A 19,938-nucleotide genomic window follows, 5' to 3' on the forward strand; every position below is an offset into this window, starting at 1 on the left:
GCGGGAATAGCTCAGTTGGTAGAGCACGACCTTGCCAAGGTCGGGGTCGCGAGTTCGAGTCTCGTTTCCCGCTCCAATTTTCTCTTCGTTTTAACTCAGTCCAACGCCTTTATCGGCGCGGTTCTTTGCCCCGTTATACATACCCTGTCGAAATGTTGTGAACAGACTTATCCACAGGTCGCGTACATAATACCACCTGCTCAAAAAATCAACGCCACACAAATGAAATATTTATTGCATTGATTCGTAAGCATATTTATTTATCGAAAAACGTTATGCCGATCACTTGCTCTTTTTGTTGCAGTTGAAAGACAAAGTGTTTTTATTTTTATGCACAAATCCACAGAGTGACTGTACGGCCTGGATGAAAGATTTTAGGCATCCCTCGGTAATCCTTTTTCCACAGCCCGTATCAATCGTTTTTTCTGCGTCGTCTGCACTTCTATACCTTGCGCCTCACGCCGCGCCAACTGTTGCTCCAGCGCCCAGTGGATATGTTCGTCCAGCATGGCGTCCTGTTCCAATCGGGAGCGTAGCGCCATCACTGCCGCATCCTGATAAGGGGCATTGCCCAGCGCCACGGCGATATTGCGCAGCCAGCGTAAATGGCCGATTCGCCGGATGGCAGAGCCTTCGGTGATGCGCAGAAATTTCTCCTCCGTCCAGCCAAAGAGCTCTATCAGTTGCGGCGCATGCAGCGCGGCGCGTGGGCTGAAATCATCTTCGTCGGTAAGTTGCGAGAAGCGATTCCACGGGCAGATAAGCTGGCAATCGTCACAACCGTAAATACGGTTGCCCAAGAGAGGCCGAAATTCTTCGGGGATCGCGCCTTCCAACTCAATCGTCAGATAGGAGATGCAGCGGCGTGCGTCCACGGTGTAGGGGGCGACGATGGCCCCGGTTGGGCAAGTGGTGATACAGGCGACGCAACGGCCGCACTGTTCCTGCTGTGGCTGATCCACCGGCAGCGGCAGGTCGATCAGCAGTTCGCCGAGGAAGAACCAGGAGCCGGCTTCACGATTTAAAATAAGTGAGTGTTTACCAACCCAGCCAATCCCGGCCTTGGAGGCCAGTGCACGTTCCATTACCGGTGCGGAGTCGACAAAGGGGCGGAAATTAAGTTCGCCGCAGTAGGCCTGGATCTGATCGCCGAGTTTTTTCAGCCGCTGGCGCAGCAGTTTGTGATAGTCCCGTCCCAGCGCATAACGGCTGACATAGCCTAACTGTGGATTGTTTAGCGTGCTGGCGAAGGCCGCTTTGGCCGGCAGGTAGTTCATACGTACGCTGATCACGCGTAGCGTGCCGGGCAACAGCTCGTGTGGCCGGGCGCGCAGCATGCCATGGCGGGCCATCCACTCCATTTCACCGTGGTATTGTTTGTCCAGCCAAGCCTGCAGTTTGGGCTCTTCCGCGCTCAGATCGGTGTCGCAGATGCCTACCTGCTGGAATCCTAGCGATTGCCCCCATTGCTTGATATGTTGGGCGAGTTGATTGAGATCGAGGGGGTGAGTCATGACGGGCCACAGTGAAAAACGATACTCTGACAGTTTACCACACTCTGTCTGGTCTGCGGACTGGATCCGGCGCGCAGAAACGACCGCCGCCGCCTCGCAGGGCATTTCACTCTATCAACTGATGCAACGCGCCGGTGAGGCGGCTTACACCCTGGCGCGCGACCAATACCCTGCTGCCCACCACTGGCTGGTGCTGTGCGGCCATGGCAATAACGGCGGTGACGGTTACGTTGTCGCCCGGTTAGCCGCGGAGACCGGCGTCAAAGTCAGCCTGATTGCCTGTGAAGGCACGCGTCCACTGCCCCCAGAAGCGGCCGCCGCCAAACAGGCATGGCTGGCGGGCGGCGGTGAAATTCATTCGGCTGACAGCCGTTGGCCGGAAGGTATCGATCTGATCATCGACGGCTTGCTCGGCACCGGGTTGAGCAGCGCGCCGCGGGCGCCGTACGACGCCCAGATTGAAGCAGTTAACCGCAATTCTGCGCCGGTTATCGCCCTCGACATACCCTCTGGTCTGTTGGCTGAAAGCGGCGCGGCGCCTGGAGCGGTCATCCGCGCTACGCACACGGTGACGTTTATCGCGCTTAAACCGGGCCTGTTGACCGGTCAGGCCCGTGATTGGATCGGGCAACTTCACCAGAGTACGCTAGGATTATCGGGTTGGCTGGCGAAGCAACCGACGCAGATTCAGCGGGTTACTGCCGAATCGCTGTCTCAGTGGCTGAAACCGCGTCGTCCCTGCTCGCATAAAGGTGAACAGGGGCGTTTGCTGCTGGTGGGCGGCGATCACGGCTTTGGCGGTGCGATACGTATGGCGGCGGAGGCCACATTGCGCAGCGGTGCTGGACTAGTGCGAGTACTTACTCACATTGAGCATGTTGGACCCTTGCTGACCGCCAGACCTGAGCTGATGGTACGGCCGTTGAGTGACGAGGCGCTGCTGCAGGCGCTCGACTGGGCGGATGTCCTGGTTGTCGGCCCGGGGCTGGGCCAGGGCGAATGGGGTAGGAATGCGCTGAAAATATTGCAAGCCAGTGATAAACCGGCGTTATGGGACGCCGATGCGCTGAACTTACTGGCATTAAATCCCGAGAAGCGTCAGAATCGTGTGATTACCCCGCATCCGGGGGAGGCGGCACGCCTGCTGGGCTGCCGTACCGCCGAGATTGAGAGTGACCGCTTACTTGCAGTGCGTAACCTGGTGGCGCATTACGGCGGCGTGGCCGTGCTGAAAGGTGCCGGCACGCTGATTGCCGATGAGCAAGGCCAGATGGCGATCGCCGACGTCGGCAACGCCGGTATGGCCACCGGCGGCATGGGCGATGTCCTGTCGGGTATCATTGGTGGTTTGCTGGGGCAAAAGCTCTCACTGTATGATGCAGCCTGTGCCGGGTGCGTGGTGCATGGCGCAGCCGCCGATCGCGTGGCGGCAAGACAAGGAATAAGGGGGATGCTGGCGAGCGACTTATTGCCGGAAATCCCTTATTACGTTAATCCTGAGTTGGCATAATAGAAACTATCGAATGAAAGAACTCGTTTTACCTCTGCCGGATGAGGCAGCGACTGTCGCATTGGGTGCCGCCTTGGCTAAGGCGTGCGATCGCGCCAGCGTAATTTATCTTTACGGTGACCTGGGTGCCGGTAAAACCACCTTCAGCCGTGGTTTCCTGCAGGCATTGGGCCACCAGGGCAACGTTAAAAGCCCAACTTATACGCTGGTGGAGCCTTATGCGCTGCAGCCGCTGGCGGTATATCACTTTGATCTGTATCGCTTGGCCGATCCGGAAGAACTCGAATTTATGGGCATTCGCGATTATTTTGCGCAGGATGCCATTTGCCTGGTGGAATGGCCGCAGCAGGGGACCGGCGTCTTGCAGGAACCGGATTTGGAGCTGCATCTCAGCTATCAGGATCAGGGGCGAGAAGCAAAAATTCAGGCGGTTTCTGCCTACGGCAGCCAGCTTTTAGACCGTATTCACGGGCCACAGGAATGACGCCGCAATGACGTATGCGTTGAGAAAACTACTTGTTATCGCCCTGATCGCCGTATTGGGGCCTTTGGGTGCGGCCAGTGCGCTGGCGGCATCGTCACTGTCTGATATTAAAGTCACCAATGCCCAGCGCGAAGCTACGGTATCGGTGAGCTTCAATGGCCCGCCAGATTATGCCTTCTTCCCGCTGCACGGTCCGGATCGTGTGGTGCTGGACGTAAACCAGAAAGGTAAGGTGGGCGGTTTACCGTTGAATTTCAGCGGTCAGAACCTGGTGAAAAGCATTCGCTCCAGTGCACCGAAAGATGCCCAGAGCGTGCGGTTGGTGTTTGACCTGACCCAACGTGCGAAGACCCGGGTGGCCACGCGCCAGAACGGCAGCGTCTATACCGTGGTGTTCACCATTGCCGCCGAGGGCAGCGCTAGCACGAATGTGGTGCGTAAAGCCCCAACGCCGGCACCGGCACCTGTGGTCGTGAACCCGCCGACACGCAAAGCGCCGGTGGTGGTGAGTGAACCTGAACCCGCTCCTGCGCCGGTGCGTACCGCGCCGAGTGGTTCCAATCCTTTCACCAATAAACCCACGGTGGTGGCGGGCACGGCATCGGAGATTACTCCACGCAGTAGTCGCGTTTCCGCCGGTTCCGGCGATCGGGTGGTGGTGGCGATTGATGCCGGTCACGGCGGGCAGGATCCCGGTGCGATCGGGCCGAACGGCCTGAAAGAGAAAAATGTCACTATCGCCATCGCTCGTCGCCTGCAGGCGTTGCTGGATGCCGATCCACAGTTCAAACCGGTGTTGACGCGCAACGGCGACTACTTCATTTCGGTGATGGGCCGTTCTGACGTGGCGCGCAAGCAGGGTGCCAACGTGCTGGTCTCCATTCACGCTGACGCTGCACCTAACCGCAGCGCCAACGGGGCCTCGGTTTGGGTGCTGTCCAACCGTCGTGCCAACAGTGAGATGGCGGGCTGGCTGGAACAGCATGAGAAACAGTCTGAATTACTGGGCGGAGCGGGTGATTTGCTGGCTAACAGCCAAGCGGACCCTTACCTGAGTCAGGCGGTGCTGGATCTGCAGTTTGGTCACTCGCAACGCGTGGGTTACGACGTCGCGGTAAAAGTCTTGCAGCAGTTGCAGAGCGTCGGTTCATTGCATAAACGTCGTCCGGAACACGCCAGCCTTGGCGTGCTGCGTTCGCCGGACATTCCATCATTGCTGGTGGAAACAGGATTTATCAGTAATAGCACGGAGGAGCGGCTGCTCGGCAGTAGCGCATATCAGGAGAAAATTGCCAGGGCGATCCACAACGGCCTGCGCAGTTATTTCCTGGCGCATCCGCTACAAGCCGACCCAAAGGTGGAAAACCGACCGCTGGACGTCGCAGCGGCGGTTAACTCCTCAACACAAGACGTCAGTCAGCCTGCTCCGGTCGTCAGTTCGGCCGGCAGCAGCCGCATTAGCGGTAAAACGCAGATCCACGTGGTGAAGCGAGCCGAAACGCTTTCCGGCATTGCCGACAGTTACGGCACCACCATGGCGGCGTTGCGTAACCTGAACAAGCTGAAGAAAGATGGCGTGTGGGTCGGTCAGCGCCTTAAAGTGCCGGCGGGTAAAACCGCCGCTGCAGTCAGCACGGTTGCCAAGGCGAAACCCAGCGTGCAGAAGCCGTCCAGGCACAAAGTGACCCGCGGTGATACCTTGTCATCTATTGCTACCCGTTATGGTGTCAGCGTCAGTGACCTGAAACGCGTGAATAAACTGAAGTCGGACGTCGCGCCGCTGGATCGGACGCTGACCATTCCGCAGGCCTAGCGCCCACATTACAGGAGTCAGCATGCCCATCCAGGTGTTACCGCCCCAGCTTGCCAACCAGATTGCCGCCGGTGAAGTGGTCGAACGGCCCGCGTCAGTGGTAAAAGAACTGGTGGAAAACAGTCTGGATGCCGGTGCGACACGCATTGATATTGATATCGAACGCGGCGGTGCCAAGCTGATCCGCATCCGTGATAATGGCTGCGGCATCGGCAAGGATGATCTGGCACTGGCGCTGGCCCGTCACGCCACCAGTAAAATCAGCACTCTCGATGATTTGGAAGCCATAGTCAGCCTGGGTTTTCGCGGCGAGGCACTGGCCAGCATCAGCTCGGTTTCCCGTTTGACCCTCACCTCGCGTACCGCAGAACAAACCGAAGCCTGGCAGGCCTACGCTGAAGGCCGCGATCAGGCGGTGACGATCAAGCCTGCGGCACACCCGATAGGCAGCACGCTGGAAGTGCTGGATCTGTTCTACAACACCCCGGCGCGGCGCAAATTCATGCGCACCGAGAAAACCGAATTCGGCCATATCGATGAAGTGGTACGGCGCATTGCGCTGGCGCGTTTCGATGTGGCGATCAACCTCAGCCACAATGGCAAGCTGATCCGTCAATATCGCGCAGCGAAAGACGAAAGCCAGCATGAACGCCGCCTGGGCAGCATTTGCGGCCCGGCTTTTTTGCAGCATGCGCTGAACATCTCCTGGCAGCACGGCGATCTGACCATTCGCGGCTGGGTCGCTGACCCTGCCGGTGCACGCCAATTGGGCGAGATGCAGTATTGCTACGTCAATAGCCGCATGATGCGCGATCGTCTGATCAACCATGCCATCCGTCAGGCCTATCAGGATCAACTGAAAGACGATCAGCAGCCCGCTTACGTGCTGTATCTCGAGGTCGATCCGCATCAGGTGGACGTGAATGTTCATCCGGCCAAGCATGAGGTGCGTTTTCATCAGGCGCGTCTGGTGCACGACTTTATCTATCAGGCGGTAACCACCGTGCTGCAGCAGGTTGGCAATGCACCGCTGCCGCTGGACGATGAGCCGGATCAACCGCCAGCGCCAACCTGGCAGCCAGAGAACCGCGTCGCCGCCGGCGGCAACCATTTCTCACAGCCGGCACCGCGTCGCGAATCGCCTTCGACCGAGTCTGGCGTGGCGCGCGAACGTGCGCCGCAACCGGCCTATCAGGCGGGTAATGGCTATCAAAAGCGTGAAGGTGAGTTGTACGGCAAGCTGATGCAGGCCGCTACGGCGGTTGAGCCACCGCAAGAAACGCCGAGACAACCGCTGTTCCCACCGGTAAAAACGGAGCAGGAAACGCCGTTGGCCGGCAGCCAGCACAGTTTTGGCCGGGTGCTGATGATCCACCCGCCTTGTTTCGCATTGATTGAACGCCGCCAGCAGTTGATGTTGCTTAACCTGCCGGTGGCCGAACGCTGGCTGCGTCAGGCGCAGCTCAACCCGTCTGAGGAAGGCCTGCGGCCACAGCCGCTGCTGATCCCGATCAAACTGACATTGAACAAAGCAGAAGCGGCCGCCTGCGTGCGTCATCAGCCGCTGCTGGTCAAAATGGGGTTGGATCTGCAGACAGATCATGGGCGTGTGACGCTGCGCGCAGTACCTTTACCATTACGCCAACAAAATTTACAAAAACTGATACCTGAACTGTTAGGCTATCTGGCCGAGCATCAGGAGATGTCGCCCTCGGTGTTAGCCACCTGGTTCGCCCGCCACTTGGGCAGTGAACATGAACAGTGGAACACCTCGCAAGCGATACAATTGCTGACCGACGTTGAACGACTTTGCCCGCAGCTGGTCAAATCACCACCGAGCGGACTTTTACAACCTGTTGATTTACAGGCTGCACTGGCAGCCCTTACGCATGATTGAAACTGAAATGACACCACGTCCCCCGGCTATTTTTATCATGGGGCCGACCGCCTCGGGCAAAACCGCGTTGGCGATTGCGCTGCGCGAACGTCTGCCTGTGGAACTGATCAGCGTGGACTCTGCGCTGATTTATCGCGGCATGGATATCGGCACGGCCAAACCGAGCGCTGAAGAACTGGCGCTGGCGCCGCACCGGCTGATTGATATTCGCGATCCCGCCGAAGCTTACTCTGCAGCGGATTTTCGCGCCGATGCCCTGAAAGAGATGGCCGCCATTACCGCCGCCGGGCGTATCCCGCTGCTGGTGGGGGGCACCATGCTCTATTTCAAAGCGTTGCTGGAAGGATTATCGCCGCTGCCGCCCGCCGATCCGGCGGTGCGTGAGCGTATAGAGAAGCAGGCGGCGGAGCAGGGTTGGGACGTTTTACACCGTCAGTTACAAGAGATTGACCCGGTTGCGGCATTGAGAATTCATCCTAATGATCCGCAGAGACTGTCCAGAGCACTGGAAGTTTTTTTTATTTCGGGTAAAACTTTAACGGAACTGACTAAAATTTCGGGTGAATCGTTGCCGTATCATGTTCACCAATTTGCGATAGCGCCGACCAGCCGTGAGTTGATCCATCAACGCATCGAGCTGCGGTACCATCAAATGTTGGCGGCGGGTTTTGAGACGGAAGCGCGTGCACTTTTTGCACGGGGTGATTTGCATACGGATTTGCCTGCCATTCGCTGTGTCGGTTATCGCCAGATGTGGTCATATTTATCTGGCGAGATTAGTTACGATGAGATGGTTTATCGTGGTATTTGCGCAACGCGTCAGTTGGCCAAGCGCCAAATGACCTGGTTACGAGGCTGGGACTCGGTACATTGGCTGGACAGCGAGAAGCCGGGAGAGGCTTTGGACTCGGTAATACAGGTTGTTAGTGCATAGGTCGAGTGATTGTGTACAATTGATGAGTATTCAGCGCGCAAATTTTTTAGGTCGTTTATTTTAGAGCCGACAGGTTCTTAGTTAAAAACAACAAGCAAATAAGGAAAAGATAGAATGGCTAAGGGGCAATCTTTGCAAGATCCGTTCCTGAACGCATTGCGTCGTGAACGTGTTCCGGTTTCTATTTATTTGGTGAATGGTATTAAGCTGCAAGGCCAGATTGAGTCTTTTGACCAGTTTGTCATCCTGTTGAAAAACACGGTGAGCCAGATGGTTTATAAGCACGCTATCTCTACCGTTGTTCCGTCACGCCCGGTTTCGCACCATAGCAATACCCCGAGCGGCGGCACCAGTAACTATCACCATGGTAACAATCCGTCTGCGCCGCAACAGCCGCAGCAGGAAAGCGATGACGCTGAATAAAGCGCGTTGCGAGTCAACCATGACGGGGAGCATAAGCAGCCGTGGGCTGTTTATGTCCCCCAAACTCACGGGTTCCCGTTTGAGAGGTTGCACGCTTGTTTGACCGTTATGAAGCCGGTGAGCAGGCCGTCCTGGTTCATATCTATTTCTCGCAAGACAAAGATACAGAAGATCTCAGTGAGTTCGAATCCCTGGTGTCCTCTGCGGGTGTCGAAGCTTTGCAAGTGGTGACTGGTAGCCGCAAAGCCCCGCATCCCAAGTACTTTGTCGGTGAAGGAAAGGCCGAAGAAATTGCAGACGCGGTGAAAGCCAGTGGCGCATCTGTTGTCCTGTTTGATCACTCCCTTTCCGCAGCGCAGGAGAGAAATCTTGAGCGCCTGTGCGAATGCCGGGTGATCGATCGCACCGGGTTGATTTTAGACATCTTTGCCCAGCGTGCCCGTACCCACGAAGGTAAGCTGCAGGTAGAGCTGGCGCAGTTGCGTCACATCGCCACACGGTTGGTCCGTGGCTGGACTCACCTTGAGCGTCAAAAAGGGGGGATTGGCCTGCGCGGGCCAGGGGAAACCCAGTTAGAGACCGACCGTCGTCTGTTGCGCGATCGCATTAGCTTGATTTTACGCCGCCTGGAGCGGGTAGCTAAGCAGCGTGAACAGGGCCGACGTGCGCGTACCCGTGCTGAAGTGCCAACCGTATCGCTGGTGGGCTATACCAACGCCGGCAAATCCACCCTGTTTAACCGAATTACGTCCGCCGATGTGTATGCGGCAGACCAGCTATTTGCCACCCTGGATCCCACCCTGCGGCGTATTGACGTGGCCGATGTGGGCGATACCGTGTTGGCGGATACCGTAGGCTTTATCCGGCACCTGCCGCACGATCTGGTGGCCGCCTTTAAGGCAACGCTGCAGGAAACGCGTCAGGCATCTTTGCTGCTACATATCATCGACGCCGCAGATACTCGCGTCGATGAAAACATTGAAGCGGTCAATACCGTGCTGGCAGAGATTGAATCGGATGAGATCCCTACACTTTTAGTGATGAACAAAATAGATATGCTGGATGATTTTGTCCCGCGTATCGACCGCAACGATGAAAACTTACCGATCCGGGTGTGGCTGTCCGCCGCCAGCGGTGAAGGTATCCCGTTGCTGTATCAGGCGTTGACGGAGCGCTTATCGGGGGAAATCGCGCATTATGAGCTGCGCTTACCGCCAGAGGCAGGCCGTCTTCGTAGCCGTTTTTACCAGCTTCAGGCAATTGAGAAAGAGTGGAACGAAGAAGACGGCAGCATTGGCGTGGTGGTACGTATGCCTATCGTCGAATGGCGTCGCCTCTGCAAACAGGAACAGGAACTGATTAACTTTATAGTATGATCATATCCTGTTACATTTGAGCTTCGCGTAAGCCTGAAGTACCCAATCACAGAATATGGAGCTAAAACATGGCGTGGAATCAGCCCGGTAATAACGGACAGGACCGCGACCCGTGGGGGAGCAGCAATAACAATGGCGGCAACTCTGGCGGTAATAACAAAGGCGGTCGTGATCAAGGACCACCTGATTTGGACGATATCTTCCGCAAGCTGAGCAAGAAACTGAGCGGCTTGGGCGGGGGCAAAGGCTCCAACAGCAATAACAGTGGCGGCACCGGCACTTCTGGTCCGGGCCTTAGCGGTCGCATTGTCGGCATTGCCGCGGTTGCGGTAGTGGTGATTTGGGCCGCCAGCGGCTTCTACACCATCAAAGAAGCTGAACGCGGTGTTGTCACCCGTTTTGGCAAGTTCAGCCACCTGGTGCAACCAGGCCTGAACTGGAAGCCGACCTTCATCGATGAAGTGCGTCCGGTCAACGTCGAATCGGTTCGTGAATTGGCGGCCTCTGGCGTGATGCTGACCTCCGATGAGAACGTAGTGCGCGTAGAAATGAACGTGCAGTACCGCGTGACCAACCCGGAAGCGTATCTGTTCAGCGTGACCAATGCCGACGACAGCCTGAGCCAGGCTACTGATAGTGCTCTGCGTGGCGTTATCGGCAAGTACACCATGGACAAGATCCTGACCGAAGGTCGTACCATCGTGCGTAGCGATACTCAACGCGTACTGGAAGAGACCATCCGTCCGTACAACATGGGTATCACGCTGCTGGACGTCAACTTCCAGGCTGCTCGTCCGCCGGAAGAGGTAAAAGCCGCATTTGATGATGCCATTGCCGCACGTGAGAACGAGCAGCAGTACATCCGTGAAGCGGAAGCTTACGCCAACGAAGTTCAGCCTCGTGCTAACGGCCAGGCGCAGCGTCTGCTGGAAGATGCCAAAGCGTATAAAGACCGTACCGTCCTGGAAGCTCAGGGTGAGGTTGCACGCTTTGCCAAGCTGTTGCCGGAATACAAATCGGCACCGCAAATTACCCGTGAACGTCTGTATATCGAAACCATGGAAAAAGTCCTGAGCCACACCCGTAAGGTGTTGGTGAATGACAAAGGCAACAATCTGATGGTGTTGCCGCTGGATCAAATGCTGCGTGGTCAAACCGGCGCGGCGGCTGACGGCAATAAAGACACCAGCCTGATTCGTCTCAACCCCGCTCCGTCTGCCAACAGCGGTGCTAGCTCCAGCAGCCAGCGCACCAGCAGCGGCTCGGTCATGGACCAGCGCCGGGCGAATGCGCAGCGTGACGACACCACTCGCGTAGGGAGAGAGTAATCAATGCGTAAGTCTTTTGTAGTAATCGTCCTCGCGGTGCTGGTGGCGTTATACGCTTCTTTGTTCGTGGTTCAGGAAGGTCAGCGCGGCATCGTGCTGCGCTTTGGCAAGGTACTGCGTGACAGCGACAACAAACCGCTGGTGTATGCGCCGGGCCTGCACTTCAAGATCCCGTTTATTGAATCAGTGAAAACGCTGGATGCACGTATCCAGACGATGGACAACCAGGCCGACCGCTTCGTGACCAGCGAGAAGAAAGACCTGATTGTCGACTCTTACCTGAAATGGCGTATCAGCGATTTCAGCCGTTACTATCTGGCCACCGGCGGCGGTGATGTTTCACAGGCCGAAGTGCTGCTGAAACGTAAATTCAGTGACCGTCTGCGTTCCGAGATTGGTCGTCTGGATGTGAAAGACATCGTGACCGACTCGCGCGGTAAGCTGATGTCTGACGTGCGTGATGCATTGAACACCGGTACCGTGGGTGATGATCAAGAAGTGGCGACCACCGAAGCCGATGACGCTATCGCTTCCGCAGCGGCGCGTGTTGAGAAGGAAACCACCGGCAGCTTGCCGAAGGTTAACCCGAACAGCATGGCGGCGTTGGGTATTGAAGTGATCGACGTGCGTATCAAGCAGATCAACCTGCCGGCGGAAGTGTCTGATGCGATTTACCAGCGTATGCGTGCCGAGCGTGAAGCGGTAGCCCGTCGTCACCGTTCACAGGGTCAGGAAGAAGCTGAGAAGCTGCGCGCTACTGCAGACTACGAAGTGACTCGTACCCTGGCGGAAGCCGAGCGTACTGCACGTATCACCCGCGGTGACGGCGATGCCGAAGCGGCCAAACTGTTTGCTAACGCATTCAGCCAGGATCCGGACTTCTACGCCTTTATCCGTAGCCTGCGTGCTTACGAAACCAGCTTCAGCAGCAATAACCAGGACGTGATGGTTCTGAGCCCGGACAGCGATTTCTTCCGCTACATGAAGTCGCCTGATTCCACGCGCAAATAATCACGACAGGTAAATGATAGAGGGCCCGTTTAAACGCGGGCCCTTTCTTTTTGGGAGTCTCTGATGAATTCAACGATCTGGCTGGCGTTAGGGCTGGTTTTGGTGCTGGAAGGGCTGGGGCCGATGCTGTTTCCGCAGGCCTGGCGGAAAATGATACTGGCGATGACCCAGTTGCCCGACGCTACGTTACGGCGATTTGGCGGCGGAATAGTGGTTGCGGGCTGTGTGATCTACTACATGTTGCGTAGCCGTACGGGGGTTTAAAGTTTAGCCTAAAAAATACGCAACTCAGCGCTAAAAGTGCTGAAACTCACGAATTACGGTGGTAGAATCCATTTTTAAGCAACCGGTGATTTTTAAAATGGGTAAGAACGTCGTCGTACTGGGCACTCAATGGGGTGACGAAGGTAAGGGCAAGGTCGTAGACCTGCTGACCGAACGGGCTCAATATGTAGTGCGCTATCAAGGTGGTCATAACGCTGGCCATACTCTGGTAATTAACGGTGAAAAAACCGTCCTTCATTTAATTCCTTCAGGCATTCTGCGTGAAAACGTGACCAGCATCATCGGCAACGGTGTAGTTCTGGCGCCAGACGCATTGATGAAAGAAATGGGTGAACTCGAAGCGCGCGGCATCCCGGTACGCGAACGTCTGTTACTGTCTGAAGCCTGTCCGCTGATCCTGCCTTACCACGTTGCGCTGGATAACGCGCGTGAGAAAGCACGTGGCGCGAAAGCTATCGGCACCACCGGTCGCGGTATCGGCCCGGCCTACGAAGATAAAGTTGCTCGTCGCGGTCTGCGCGTTAGCGACCTGTTCAACAAAGAAACCTTCGCCGTTAAGCTGAAGGAAATTGTTGATTATCATAACTTCCAGTTGGTTAACTACTACAAAGTCGAAGCCGTTGATTACCAGGCGACTCTGGATTACGTGCTGTCTATCGCCGATATCCTGACTGCAATGGTGGTTGACGTGTCCGAACTGCTGGACGGCGCGCGCAAGCGTGGCGATCTGATCATGTTTGAAGGCGCACAGGGTACCCTGCTGGATATCGACCACGGTACCTATCCGTACGTAACCTCTTCCAATACCACTGCTGGCGGCGTTGCTACCGGTTCAGGTATTGGTCCGCGTTACGTGGATTATGTGCTGGGTATCGTTAAAGCCTACTCCACCCGCGTGGGTGCTGGTCCATTCCCAACTGAACTGTTCGACGAAACCGGCGAATACCTGTGCAAACAGGGTAACGAGTTCGGCGCCACTACGGGTCGTCGTCGTCGCACCGGCTGGCTGGACGCCGTAGCGGTTCGCCGCGCCGTGCAGATCAACTCCCTGTCCGGCTTCTGCCTGACCAAGTTGGACGTGCTGGATGGCTTGAAAGAAGTGAAGATCTGCGTGGGCTACCGCATGCCAGATGGCCGCGAAATGACCACCACTCCGCTGGCGGCTGAAGGTTGGGAAGGTATCGAGCCAATCTACGAAAGCATGCCAGGCTGGAGCGACACTACTTTTGGCGTGAAAGAACACAGCAAACTGCCACAGGCAGCGCTGGACTACATCAAACGCATTGAAGAACTGACCGGCGTACCGGTAGACATTATCTCTACTGGTCCAGACCGTAGCGAAACCATGATCCTGCGCGACCCGTTCGACGCATAATCTGGCTTTGCTGCAATAAAACAAACCGGGCGATGTCCCGGTTTGTTTTTATCCTGATTCTCCCCGATTGCGGTTTCACGTCCCAAAATCCTTTCTTTACCCTGTCCCAGAGCCCGGCATGCGCTAAATAATTAGCGGCGAACTCTCTGGCTGGTTTATTATCCAATAAGTAATCTTTTGAATAATGCCGAAAATCGGCGTATCAGACGGGTAAAATGATACCCAGAGGTAGATGTGCAGTTAACAAGTTTTACTGATTATGGCCTGCGGGCGTTGATCTACATGGCCTCGCTGCCACCGGACAAAATGACCAGCATCTCGGAAGTCACCGAGGTCTACGGCGTGTCCAGAAACCATATGGTAAAGATCATCAATCAGTTAAGCCGGGTTGGGTTTGTCACCGCAGTGCGCGGCAAGAACGGCGGCATCCGTTTGGGCAAACCGGCCGAAACCATTCGCCTTGGCGACGTGGTCAGGGCGTTAGAGCCGCTCTCATTGGTTAATTGCAGCAGTACTTTTTGCCACATAACCCCTGCCTGCCGCCTGAAGCAGGTGCTCCAACAGGGCGTACAGAATTTCCTTGAAGAGCTGGATAACCACACGCTGGCCGATATGGTTGAAGACAATCCATCGCTCTACAAGCTATTGCTTGTCGAATAAAGCGTCGCTGAGAAGACAAGGCTCAGCGGCACCCTGCTGATGACAACGGAGGAACCGCAATGTCACAAGATCCATTCCTGGAACGAGAAGCAGAAAAATATGAATCCCCCATTCCGAGCCGTGAATTTATTTTGGCCCATTTGGCGAAAAGAGAAACGCCGGCCAGCCGCGAAGAGCTGGCCAAAGAGCTGAATTTAACCGGCGAAGAACCGTTAGAAGCGTTGCGCCGTCGTCTGCGTGCGATGGAGCGTGACGGCCAATTGATCTTTACCCGCCGCCAGTGCTACGCGTTGCCGGAACGTCTGGACCTGCTGCGCGGCACCGTTATCGGCCACCGCGATGGCTTTGGCTTCCTGCGTATTGAAGGCAGCAAAGACGACCTGTATCTGTCTGCCGAGCAGATGAAAATGGCGATCCACGGAGATGTGGTGTTGGCACAGGCAATGGCCGCAGACCGCAAGGGCCGCCGTGAAGCGCGTATCGTCCGTGTGCTGGTGCCGAAAACCAGCCAAATCGTCGGCCGCTTCTTTATGGACGCCGGTACCGGCTTCGTGGTGCCGGACGACAGCCGCCTGAGCTTTGATATCCTGATCCCGGCCGAGGCCGCCAGCGGTGCGCGCATGGGCTTTATGGTGGTGGTTGAGCTAACCCAGCGCCCGACCCGTCGCACCAAGGCAGTTGGCAAAATTGTCGAGATCCTCGGTGATAAAATGGGCACCAGCATGGCGGTAGATATCGCTCTGCGCACCCATGAGATCCCACATGTCTGGCCACCACAGGTGGAAAAACAGGTTGCCGATCTCAGCGAACAGGTCCCTGAAGCCGCCAAGAAAGGCCGTGTCGATCTGCGCCAGTTACCGCTGGTGACCATTGACGGTGAAGATGCGCGCGATTTCGATGATGCGGTTTACTGCGAGAAAAAACGCGGCGGTGGCTGGCGCCTGTGGGTGGCCATTGCCGACGTCAGCTACTACGTGCGCCCGCGTACTGCGCTGGATGACGAAGCCCGTAACCGTGCTACCTCGGTATACTTCCCGTCGGAGGTTATCCCGATGCTGCCGGAAGTGTTGTCCAACGGTCTGTGCTCACTGAATCCGCAGGTTGATCGCCTGTGTATGGTGTGTGAGATGACCATCTCCGCCCAGGGGCGCCTGTCGACGGCCAAATTCTACGAAGCGGTAATGAGTTCTCATGCCCGTTTGACCTACAACAAAGTCTGGCACATCTTGCAGGGCGATCAGGAGCTGCGTGAGCATTATCACCCACTGGTCAAGCACCTGGAAGAACTGCATACGATGTACAAGGTGCTGGATCAGGCGCGTGCAGAGCGTGGCGGCATTGCCTTCGAAACCGAAGAAGCCAAGTTTATCTTCAACGCCGAGCGTCGTATTGAGCGTGTCGAACCTACGGTACGTAACGACGCTCACAAGCTGATCGAAGAGTGCATGATCATGGCGAACGTCGCCGCGGCGCGCTTTGTCGAGAAGAATAACGAGCCGGCACTGTTCCGCGTGCACGATCGTCCAAGCGACGATCACATCAGCGCACTGCGCAGCGTATTGGGCGAATTGGGCCTGACGCTGGGCGGCGGCAATAAGCCGCAGCCGAAGGACTACGCCACCTTGATGGATGAAGTGTCCGAACGTCCTGACCATGAAATGCTGCAAACCATGCTGTTGCGGTCGATGAAGCAGGCAGTCTACGATCCGGAAAACCGCGGTCACTTTGGTCTGGCGCTGGCTTCATATGGCCACTTCACCTCACCCATCCGCCGTTACCCGGATCTGGCGATGCACCGCGCCATCAAGTACCAACTGGCCAAAGAGCACGGCGAACCGAAAGAGCGCTGGACGCCGACCGGTGGCTGGCACAGCGAGTTCGAAGAAATGCTGCAGTTGGGCGAACACTGTTCGATGGCTGAGCGTCGCGCCGATGAAGCGACGCGTAACGTCGCAGATTGGTTGAAATGCGACTTTATGCAGGATCACGTCGGTGAAGTGTTCAGCGGTATCATTGCCAGTGTGACCGGCTTCGGTTTCTTCGTCCGCCTCAACGATCTGTTTATCGACGGTCTGGTGCACGTATCATCGCTGGATAATGATTATTATCGCTACGATAATATCGGCCAGCGTTTGATTGGCGAATCCTCCGGCGTAGTTTATCGCCTGGGTGATACGGTAGAGATCCGCGTTGAAGCGGTGCATATGGATGAGCGTAAAATTGATTTCGCTCTGGTTTCCAGCACCCGCAAACCGCGCGGTGAAGGCAAAACCGAACGCGATCGCGCCAAGAAAGGCGGCCAACGTACCTTGCGTGACGGTGCCGGCGCAGGCCGTACCTCGTCGCCGCGTAAACGCCGTGGCGGCAAACCGCCGGCCAATTTTGAGCCTGACAGCGCCTTCCGTAAAAAAGATGAGGCCAAGCCCGCTGACAAGGTGAAGAACGACAAAAAGGCGAAAGCCAAGAAAGTGTCCGACAAAACCCGGAAAATAGCGGCGGCGACCAAGGCCAAGCGCGCCGGCAAGAAGAAAGGTGCTGAGCAGGCTTAACCTGCCACACGTCATTATCACCGGCTGGCGTTTGCCAGCCGCACAGTTAAAAGAGCATCATGAGCGAAATTATTTACGGCATTCATGCCGTCAAAGCCCTGTTAGACAACGATCCGCAACGCTTCCTGGAAGTGTTTATCCTTAAAGGGCGCGACGATCGCCGGCTGCAGCCGTTGATTGCCGAGCTGGAAGCGACCGGCATTGTTATCCAGGTGGCGAACCGCCAGTGGCTGGATGACAAGGTCGAGGGCGCAGTGCATCAGGGGATCATTGCCCGGGTGCGCGAAGGGCGTCAGTATCAGGAAAATGACCTGCCGGCGTTGCTGGAAAGCGTGGATACCCCGTTCCTGCTGGTACTGGACGGTGTGACCGACCCGCATAACCTCGGTGCCTGCTTGCGCAGCGCCGATGCGGCCGGTGTGCACGCGGTGATCGTCCCGCGCGATCGTTCTGCCCAGTTGAACGCCACCGCCAAGAAAGTGGCCTGCGGCGCGGCGGAAAACGTGCCGTTGATTCGCGTCACCAACCTGGCGCGCACCCTGCGTTTGCTGCAGGAGATGAACGTCTGGGTCGTGGGGACTGCCGGTGAAGCCGACCACACTCTGTTCCAGAGCAAAATGACCGGCCCAATGGCGCTGGTGATGGGGGCGGAGGGTGAAGGCATGCGTCGTCTGACTCGCGAGCACTGCGACGAGTTGATCAGCATCCCGATGGCCGGTACGGTTTCTTCACTGAACGTTTCGGTGGCGACCGGCATCTGCCTGTTTGAAGCGGTGCGTCAACGCAGTTGATTTATCCGTAAGGGCACAAAGTTTTGTGCCCTTCAGATTGCTGACAAAGTCCTTTGCGGTTAAAAGTCCCGATCTGAGGGTTAATAAAAACAAAGGATTATATCTTTTGATTTACCCCAAACATCCGAAAACCACGTTTTTCGGGTGTTTGTCATCAGACTAAAGGGCACAAAGTTTTGTGCCCTTATTCCTTTCTCAATACCTACCTTGTGATCTCGCCTGCGGCAGAAATCCCCCTGACGACCATAATTACTCCTGACGCTTTTATCAGGGAGCAAGCCAATGGTCTGGAATACGCACACCGTTTTTAATCAGCCGAAGCCGCTGGGTAACAGTAATCTGTTCCTGTCCGATACGCCGTTGCATGAAGCCATTCAGCGCGAACAAGCCGGTTGGGATGCTGACGTGCTGGCTTCATTGGGCCAACAGTTGGGCACTCAGGAATCGCTGGAACTGGGGCGGCTGGCCAACGCCAACCCACCGGAACTGCTGCGCTACGATGCCACCGGCCAGCGGCTGGATGACGTCCGCTTCCACCCCGCCTGGCATATCCTGATGCAAGGGTTGATAGCCAACCGGGTGCACAACCTGCCGTGGCAGGAGGATGCCCGTATCGGCTCCTTCGTGGCTCGGGCCGCGCGTTTTGTGTTACATGCCCAGGTCGAGGCCGGCACCCTGTGCCCGGTGACCATGACCTTTGGCGCGATTCCCTTGCTGCAACGTTCGCTGCCTGCGGAATTTCAGTCTTGGCTGACGCCGCTACTTTCCGACCGTTACGACGCGCATTCGTTGCCCGGCGGGCAAAAGCGCGGTTTGCTGATCGGTATGGGAATGACCGAAAAGCAGGGCGGCTCTGATGTGCTGAGCAATACCACCACCGCCGCCCCGCTGGGGGCCAGGGGGGCGGGGGAGGCCTACCGGCTGGTTGGTCACAAGTGGTTCTTCTCGGTGCCGCAGAGCGATGCGCACCTGGTGCTGGCACAGGCAGAGGGCGGTCTGTCCTGCTTCTTTCTGCCGCGAATATTGCCGGACGGCACGCGCAATGCCATACGGTTGGAACGGCTGAAGGATAAGTTGGGCAATAGGTCCAATGCCAGCAGCGAGGTAGAGTTCCAGGATGCTGCAGCCTGGTTGGTGGGCGAGGAGGGGGATGGCGTAAGGCATATCCTTAAAATGGGCGGTCTGACGCGCTTTGATTGTGCGCTGGGTAGCCACGGTTTAATGCGTCGCGGGTTGTCGGTAGCGCTGTACCATGCTTTGCAACGGCAGGCGTTTGGCAAAACGCTGATTGAACAACCGATGATGCGCCAGGTGCTGGCGAGGATGGCATTGCGGCTGGAGGGGCAGACGGCGGCCCTGATGCGGCTGGCGCGTACTTACGACAGCGGCGGGACACCCCTGGAGCAGGCATTGTGTCGGGTGATCACTCCCGCGGCGAAGTTTGAAGTCTGTCGGCAAGGCATTCCTTTTATCGGTGAAGCCATGGAGGCTCTGGGCGGTATCGGTTATTGCGAAGAGAGCGAGTTGCCGCGGCTGTACCGTGAAATGCCGGTAAACAGCATCTGGGAAGGCTCCGGCAATATTATGTGTCTGGACGTGATGCGGGCCTGGGGCAAGCTGCCGGCGGTGCAGGAGGCTCTGGAGCATGAGCTCGGTGAGGTGAGGGGGCAGAACCGCCATTATGATCACCAATGGCGACGGTTGCTCCAGTTGATGCGCAAACCCCAGGAAGAGCAAGGGCGTGCGGTCACCGGCGCATTATTTAATCTGTTCGCGGCGGCGCAGCTTCTGCGTTACAGTTCACCGCCGTTGGCGCAAGCCTGGTGTCAAATGATGCTCGACGCCCGTGGTGAGCGGGCATTGCCGGATCGACTGTGTGAAACGCTGTTTACCCGCGCGATGGGCGGTTAGGGAAAACGGTGGCGCCGCAGCAGAAAAAGCTTTTTAATTCAGCACTTGGCCCGTAAGGGATACTGACCTCTGACCAG

The 19,938-nt window shown here is 56.8% G+C and carries 16 protein-coding genes and 1 tRNA gene; 16 read left to right on the forward strand and 1 reads right to left on the reverse strand.

Annotated elements, in window-relative coordinates; genetic code table 11:
- A tRNA-Gly gene (locus tag ACGS9J_RS16720) sits at nucleotides 1–76 on the forward strand.
- A 298-nt stretch (nucleotides 77–374) separates the two neighbouring features.
- On the opposite strand, the gene queG is transcribed toward ACGS9J_RS16720, so the two are convergent.
- On the reverse strand, nucleotides 375–1,514 hold the full coding sequence (queG, locus tag ACGS9J_RS16725; RefSeq protein WP_442231989.1) for a tRNA epoxyqueuosine(34) reductase QueG: 1,140 nt from the start codon (nucleotides 1,512–1,514) through the stop codon (nucleotides 375–377).
- On the opposite strand from queG, the gene nnr reads away from it, so the two are divergent.
- The 15 genes from nnr (at nucleotide 1,513) to ACGS9J_RS16800 (ending at nucleotide 19,861) form a co-directional block, all read left to right on the forward strand.
- On the forward strand, nucleotides 1,513–3,024 hold the full coding sequence (gene nnr / locus ACGS9J_RS16730; protein ID WP_442231990.1) for a bifunctional ADP-dependent NAD(P)H-hydrate dehydratase/NAD(P)H-hydrate epimerase: 1,512 nt from the start codon (nucleotides 1,513–1,515) through the stop codon (nucleotides 3,022–3,024). The two genes, queG and nnr, sit on opposite strands and share 2 nt — an antisense overlap.
- Nucleotides 3,025–3,037: 13 nt before the next feature.
- On the forward strand, nucleotides 3,038–3,508 hold the full coding sequence (tsaE, locus tag ACGS9J_RS16735; RefSeq protein ID WP_442231991.1) for a tRNA (adenosine(37)-N6)-threonylcarbamoyltransferase complex ATPase subunit type 1 TsaE: 471 nt from the start codon (nucleotides 3,038–3,040) through the stop codon (nucleotides 3,506–3,508).
- A gap of 7 nt (nucleotides 3,509–3,515) precedes the next feature.
- The gene (amiB, locus tag ACGS9J_RS16740; RefSeq protein WP_442231992.1) at nucleotides 3,516–5,321 is read left to right on the forward strand and encodes an N-acetylmuramoyl-L-alanine amidase AmiB; all 1,806 of its coding nucleotides are present in this window, start codon (nucleotides 3,516–3,518) and stop codon (nucleotides 5,319–5,321) included.
- 22 nt (nucleotides 5,322–5,343) lie between these two features.
- The gene (gene mutL, locus ACGS9J_RS16745) at nucleotides 5,344–7,218 is read left to right on the forward strand and encodes a DNA mismatch repair endonuclease MutL (RefSeq protein WP_442231993.1); all 1,875 of its coding nucleotides are present in this window, start codon (nucleotides 5,344–5,346) and stop codon (nucleotides 7,216–7,218) included.
- Nucleotides 7,211–8,152, forward strand: a complete 942-nt coding sequence (gene miaA / locus ACGS9J_RS16750) for a tRNA (adenosine(37)-N6)-dimethylallyltransferase MiaA (RefSeq protein WP_442231994.1) — start codon at nucleotides 7,211–7,213, stop codon at nucleotides 8,150–8,152. The genes mutL and miaA overlap by 8 nt, the downstream gene beginning before the upstream one ends.
- Before the next feature lie 114 nt (nucleotides 8,153–8,266).
- Nucleotides 8,267–8,575 (forward strand): RNA chaperone Hfq, encoded by a 309-nt coding sequence (hfq, locus tag ACGS9J_RS16755; RefSeq protein WP_012004894.1) that lies wholly within the window; start codon nucleotides 8,267–8,269, stop codon nucleotides 8,573–8,575.
- A gap of 95 nt (nucleotides 8,576–8,670) precedes the next feature.
- Nucleotides 8,671–9,951, forward strand: a complete 1,281-nt coding sequence (gene hflX, locus ACGS9J_RS16760; protein ID WP_442231995.1) for a ribosome rescue GTPase HflX — start codon at nucleotides 8,671–8,673, stop codon at nucleotides 9,949–9,951.
- A gap of 68 nt (nucleotides 9,952–10,019) precedes the next feature.
- On the forward strand, nucleotides 10,020–11,279 hold the full coding sequence (hflK, locus tag ACGS9J_RS16765; protein ID WP_442231996.1) for an FtsH protease activity modulator HflK: 1,260 nt from the start codon (nucleotides 10,020–10,022) through the stop codon (nucleotides 11,277–11,279).
- Nucleotides 11,280–11,282: 3 nt separating this feature from the next.
- A complete protein-coding gene (gene hflC / locus ACGS9J_RS16770) occupies nucleotides 11,283–12,290 on the forward strand; it encodes a protease modulator HflC (RefSeq protein ID WP_442231997.1) in 1,008 nt (335 codons plus the stop codon).
- 63 nt (nucleotides 12,291–12,353) lie between these two features.
- Nucleotides 12,354–12,554, forward strand: coding sequence for a DUF2065 domain-containing protein (locus ACGS9J_RS16775; RefSeq protein WP_013811242.1), 201 nt, complete (start codon nucleotides 12,354–12,356; stop codon nucleotides 12,552–12,554).
- 97 nt (nucleotides 12,555–12,651) lie between these two features.
- Complete coding sequence (locus tag ACGS9J_RS16780; RefSeq protein WP_041415174.1) at nucleotides 12,652–13,950, forward strand: adenylosuccinate synthase; 1,299 nt, start codon at nucleotides 12,652–12,654, stop codon at nucleotides 13,948–13,950.
- Between the two features lie 234 nt (nucleotides 13,951–14,184).
- Nucleotides 14,185–14,610 (forward strand): nitric oxide-sensing transcriptional repressor NsrR, encoded by a 426-nt coding sequence (gene nsrR / locus ACGS9J_RS16785; RefSeq protein WP_020824911.1) that lies wholly within the window; start codon nucleotides 14,185–14,187, stop codon nucleotides 14,608–14,610.
- 59 nt (nucleotides 14,611–14,669) lie between these two features.
- Complete coding sequence (gene rnr, locus ACGS9J_RS16790) at nucleotides 14,670–17,159, forward strand: ribonuclease R (protein ID WP_442231998.1); 2,490 nt, start codon at nucleotides 14,670–14,672, stop codon at nucleotides 17,157–17,159.
- A 59-nt stretch (nucleotides 17,160–17,218) separates the two neighbouring features.
- On the forward strand, nucleotides 17,219–17,950 hold the full coding sequence (gene rlmB, locus ACGS9J_RS16795; protein WP_037422563.1) for a 23S rRNA (guanosine(2251)-2'-O)-methyltransferase RlmB: 732 nt from the start codon (nucleotides 17,219–17,221) through the stop codon (nucleotides 17,948–17,950).
- Nucleotides 17,951–18,232: 282 nt separating this feature from the next.
- Complete coding sequence (locus ACGS9J_RS16800; protein WP_442231999.1) at nucleotides 18,233–19,861, forward strand: isovaleryl-CoA dehydrogenase; 1,629 nt, start codon at nucleotides 18,233–18,235, stop codon at nucleotides 19,859–19,861.
- Nucleotides 19,862–19,938 lie beyond the last annotated feature (77 nt).

It is taken from the genome of Serratia quinivorans (genome assembly GCF_052113645.1).
GTDB lineage: Bacteria > Pseudomonadota > Gammaproteobacteria > Enterobacterales > Enterobacteriaceae > Serratia > Serratia quinivorans_B.

Excerpts from the sequence above, each read along its gene's own strand:
- rnr (WP_442231998.1), top strand. The coding sequence starts at position 14,670 with ATGTCACAAGATCCATTCCTGGAACGAGAAGCAGAAAAATATGAATCC.
- ACGS9J_RS16775 (WP_013811242.1), top strand. The coding sequence starts at position 12,354 with ATGAATTCAACGATCTGGCTGGCGTTAGGGCTGGTTTTGGTGCTGGAA.
- ACGS9J_RS16780 (WP_041415174.1), top strand. The coding sequence starts at position 12,652 with ATGGGTAAGAACGTCGTCGTACTGGGCACTCAATGGGGTGACGAAGGT.
- hflK (WP_442231996.1), top strand. The coding sequence starts at position 10,020 with ATGGCGTGGAATCAGCCCGGTAATAACGGACAGGACCGCGACCCGTGG.
- hflC (WP_442231997.1), top strand. The coding sequence starts at position 11,283 with ATGCGTAAGTCTTTTGTAGTAATCGTCCTCGCGGTGCTGGTGGCGTTA.
- mutL (WP_442231993.1), top strand. The coding sequence starts at position 5,344 with ATGCCCATCCAGGTGTTACCGCCCCAGCTTGCCAACCAGATTGCCGCC.
- queG (WP_442231989.1), bottom strand. The coding sequence starts at position 1,514 with ATGACTCACCCCCTCGATCTCAATCAACTCGCCCAACATATCAAGCAA.
- hfq (WP_012004894.1), top strand. The coding sequence starts at position 8,267 with ATGGCTAAGGGGCAATCTTTGCAAGATCCGTTCCTGAACGCATTGCGT.
- tsaE (WP_442231991.1), top strand. The coding sequence starts at position 3,038 with ATGAAAGAACTCGTTTTACCTCTGCCGGATGAGGCAGCGACTGTCGCA.
- amiB (WP_442231992.1), top strand. The coding sequence starts at position 3,516 with ATGACGTATGCGTTGAGAAAACTACTTGTTATCGCCCTGATCGCCGTA.
- miaA (WP_442231994.1), top strand. The coding sequence starts at position 7,211 with ATGATTGAAACTGAAATGACACCACGTCCCCCGGCTATTTTTATCATG.
- ACGS9J_RS16800 (WP_442231999.1), top strand. The coding sequence starts at position 18,233 with ATGGTCTGGAATACGCACACCGTTTTTAATCAGCCGAAGCCGCTGGGT.
- nnr (WP_442231990.1), top strand. The coding sequence starts at position 1,513 with ATGACGGGCCACAGTGAAAAACGATACTCTGACAGTTTACCACACTCT.
- rlmB (WP_037422563.1), top strand. The coding sequence starts at position 17,219 with ATGAGCGAAATTATTTACGGCATTCATGCCGTCAAAGCCCTGTTAGAC.